This window comes from Novosphingobium olei (genome assembly GCF_012927405.1).
Taxonomy (GTDB): domain Bacteria; phylum Pseudomonadota; class Alphaproteobacteria; order Sphingomonadales; family Sphingomonadaceae; genus Novosphingobium; species Novosphingobium olei.
Window position 1 is genome coordinate 1 of the sequence record NZ_JABBGM010000037.1, and the last position, 2,945, is coordinate 2,945.

The 2,945-nt window shown below is 63.8% G+C and carries 4 protein-coding genes and 1 pseudogene; all 5 read right to left on the bottom strand.

The genetic code is table 11. The features are described from left to right. Nucleotides 1–102 precede the first annotated feature (102 nt). A pseudogene (locus tag HHL27_RS22090) lies at nucleotides 103–717 on the bottom strand (chromosome segregation ATPase); the annotation flags it as partial. A gap of 303 nt (nucleotides 718–1,020) precedes the next feature. Further along, nucleotides 1,021–1,743: an RES family NAD+ phosphorylase gene (locus tag HHL27_RS22095; RefSeq protein WP_169495514.1), complete on the bottom strand. Its 723-nt coding sequence runs from the start codon at nucleotides 1,741–1,743 to the stop codon at nucleotides 1,021–1,023. Further along, nucleotides 1,715–2,092: an antitoxin Xre/MbcA/ParS toxin-binding domain-containing protein gene (locus HHL27_RS22100; protein WP_169495515.1), complete on the bottom strand. Its 378-nt coding sequence runs from the start codon at nucleotides 2,090–2,092 to the stop codon at nucleotides 1,715–1,717. The genes HHL27_RS22095 and HHL27_RS22100 overlap by 29 nt, the downstream gene beginning before the upstream one ends. A gap of 59 nt (nucleotides 2,093–2,151) precedes the next feature. Beyond that, nucleotides 2,152–2,577 carry a hypothetical protein gene (locus HHL27_RS22105; RefSeq protein ID WP_169495516.1) on the bottom strand — a complete coding sequence of 142 codons (426 nt, stop codon included), beginning with the start codon at nucleotides 2,575–2,577 and terminating at the stop codon, nucleotides 2,152–2,154. A gap of 10 nt (nucleotides 2,578–2,587) precedes the next feature. Beyond that, on the bottom strand, nucleotides 2,588–2,824 hold the full coding sequence (locus HHL27_RS22110) for a zincin-like metallopeptidase domain-containing protein (RefSeq protein WP_338114989.1): 237 nt from the start codon (nucleotides 2,822–2,824) through the stop codon (nucleotides 2,588–2,590). Nucleotides 2,825–2,945 lie beyond the last annotated feature (121 nt).

Below are 2,945 nucleotides of genomic sequence, written 5' to 3' on the forward strand. Positions count from 1 at the left end.
CCAAATCCAGAAAGGGATAAACCCGACTCTTGACCGTGCCCCTCTTGGGCAGCACATAACCCACACCCACCCGGGTCAATTCTCAGTGATAATCCCGGGTCAATCCTCAGCGCTACTCAACACGTCGGCTTCGTTTGCGTGACGGGTGCGCCCACCGGCGAATACAACTGGCGTGCCTTCGGGCATCGCCGCGCGGCGCTTAGCCTCGCTCCGGGCCCGCAAGAAATCACGCCCTTCAACCAGCGCGGAAGTGAGCATCGCGCCGTGGTTGAAGCGCGAACTCGAGACCGGCTTCCAGGACGAGCCGAACTCGTTGAGGTAAAGACTGGCTGCGACCTCGCGCATCTCTTCGAGCGCCAGCATCGCGCCTTCGGCGCATTGCGCCCGCTCGACCTGGGTTTCGAGCTCATGGGTATGGATCTCGGAGCCATCGGCGCTGGCAACGAGCGCGCGGACTTCATCGGTGGCGCGGTCGAGCGCAGTCGATTTGCGCGCTGCGGAGCGGTGAAAGAGATTGACGAAAGCCCAACCCAGATCCTCGGCGTCGGCTTCGAGTGCAGTGCCGGAAACGAGCGCAAACAGATCGGACCAGACCGCGTCAAGCGTCTGGACCACGGCTTCACGAACCGGAAAATCGCTGCTCGAAACCGGAGCTGGACCAATCGAAAAACCGGCTAGATCGAGACCAGCAAGCTGATCGGCAAATGTGGTGTGCATGGGTGTCCTCCTGACTGACGTGAGGCTGGTCCGCCGCTTGATGGCTGCGCCAGCGAGAGCCCGTCAGGGCCAGTCATGGGTGGACCCGCGCACCGCAGGGGAACCCGCTTGGGCAGGCTGGCGCGGGCAGGCCAGGTCCCACCGGGACCGGCCAACACGGGCCTGCCCAAGCCGGGTTGCGCGGGTCCACCAGCTGGCCCAGGGCCTCTCTCGCTCATGACGCAGCCACCAGCGGGCGAACTGCTGCCCAGTCAGAGCATCCGGTAATATCGCCGCATCTGTTCGGCTTGCTGGTCCCGTGCGTCAGGTGAGACCAAAATCGGCTCCGGTGAAGACAAAGCGGTGCTCCGACGGGAACGCGGCCAGCGCAGTGAGGCGGCCGCCTTCGAAGCGCAGGTGCCAGGTTCGGCGGATCGCCGGCTGGACCGCAGTAAAGGCTTCGGGCGCGAGAACGACGACATTGTGGCCGCCTGTGGAATCGCGGACCGAACGGGTGCGGATCAGCATGGCCCCCGCCTCGCGGGCCGCATGACCAAGCTCCTGACAGGCTGAATAGTCGATCGGGTCGGTCCACAGCGCGGCATCCGCCGCAAAAGGATCGCGGGTCAGATCGATCGCGTGGGCCGTCGCGACCTCGGCGGTGAAGCTGGTGTGCTCGGTCGTCGCGGAAGGCGGCACGAAACCGGGCGAGCGCAGATAGAAGCGTAAGCGCCAATAGGCCGTCTCGGCGATCGCAGTGGCCTCAGCTTCGCTGGCGTAGAAAATGCCTGGCCGTTCATCGGCCCGGCGAAACCGGCTGGCCGTGCCATGGCCGTAGCGAAACGGAGAGGCGAGCAGGTAATGGCGGCCGTGAGCGGACCGGGGCAGATCGGGCTTCGCGGCTTCGGCGAGCGCTTCGAGCCGGGCCTGATCCTCAAGACTGTCCGCCAGCCGGTTGGTCGATATCCGGTGCTGGGCCTCGACCACCCGCCAGACCTTGCCGCTATAGGAGCGCAGCTCAGACGCGAGCGCGGTGGGCGTCCACATAATCGCACACAGTGATAAGGCCCTTGAAGCTGTCGATGAGGTCAAGCGGACGCGCATCCAGATCGAGATTGGGCGTTTCCAGCCAGCGCCGCGAAGCGAGATCGTCACTGCCCATCAGCGCGTCGAGCCCGCGGAACAGCCGCAGCAGGAACTGCCCGGCCTCGAACGACTTCGAAGCCGGATCGAGCAAGGTTTTGCCGCCCTTGAGTCGCGAGACCGTTGCCGGGGAAAGACCGAGCACCTGGCCGAGCTTGGGGTTGGAAAAACCCCAGAAATCGGCAATCTTCGCAATAGCCGAGGATAGCACCTGTCCATCAGAGCGCTGAGGTTTGGTCGCAAGGGTTGCCATGGCCAGTCCTTTCAAATGATGCGTATAAACATAAATCATTCATTTGAACAGATGCTGAATCACGCAGCAGCGCGCTTTCGATAGACCTCCTCCCCGTTCGACATGTGCCCAAGGCAGTCATAATCGCCAAACAGCGCGTCAAACCTTGGCGCAATCTGGGCCAGCCAGTGCTGCGCTCGCGGTGATCGCGCGGTGCGCCACTCGGCATCCCAATAGGCGCCGTCATCGCGCTCTGCGATCCAGACCGCAACCAACCCGCCATAGACCGAGACACCGAAGTCCGCGAACGCGTTGCGCAGTAGTATCCGGTCCTCGCGGCCGCGCCAGCCTGCATGGGGCGCAAGCGAAGAAAAGGCAGCGGCGGCCCGCTCGCTGAGGTCATCGCGCAGCCATTCATATTCGAATTCCCAGTCGTCGTCATTCTCGGTCTTCAGGACCGTGAACGCCACCAGAGCACCGCTGGGATAGCTAACCGATCTGCCCATCGTGTCCTCCTCAAGCTGCGAGTGCGGTATCGCCGGCGGCGGATGCAGCTTCTTCAGGCACTGCCCTTCCCCCCAGCCTCAGCAGCAGGCCGGACGCTTCCTCAGCCTTGGCAGCCGCCGTCAGGATTGCGCGGTCATCATCGCGCAGGAGCTTGAGCCAGTGGCCGATATAGCTCGCGTGGTGATCGAGATGCGCCACGGGCAGGCCGAGTTCAGCACCCAGCATGGCGCTTGAAAGCTCTGCCACATATCCTGACAGTCCAGCCCTAATCTGACTTCCACCGCCAATTTTCCGGACGCACGTCATGCCGCCAGCTCCTCGGGCTGAGGTTGCTGGGCGTGCATCCAGTCGGCTGCGGCCTGTGCCT

Bases quoted from the DNA above. Each gene is read 5' to 3' on its own strand.
- HHL27_RS22105 (WP_169495516.1), bottom strand. From the start codon at position 2,577: ATGGGCAGATCGGTTAGCTATCCCAGCGGTGCTCTGGTGGCGTTCACG.
- HHL27_RS22095 (WP_169495514.1), bottom strand. From the start codon at position 1,743: ATGTGGACGCCCACCGCGCTCGCGTCTGAGCTGCGCTCCTATAGCGGC.
- HHL27_RS22100 (WP_169495515.1), bottom strand. From the start codon at position 2,092: ATGGCAACCCTTGCGACCAAACCTCAGCGCTCTGATGGACAGGTGCTA.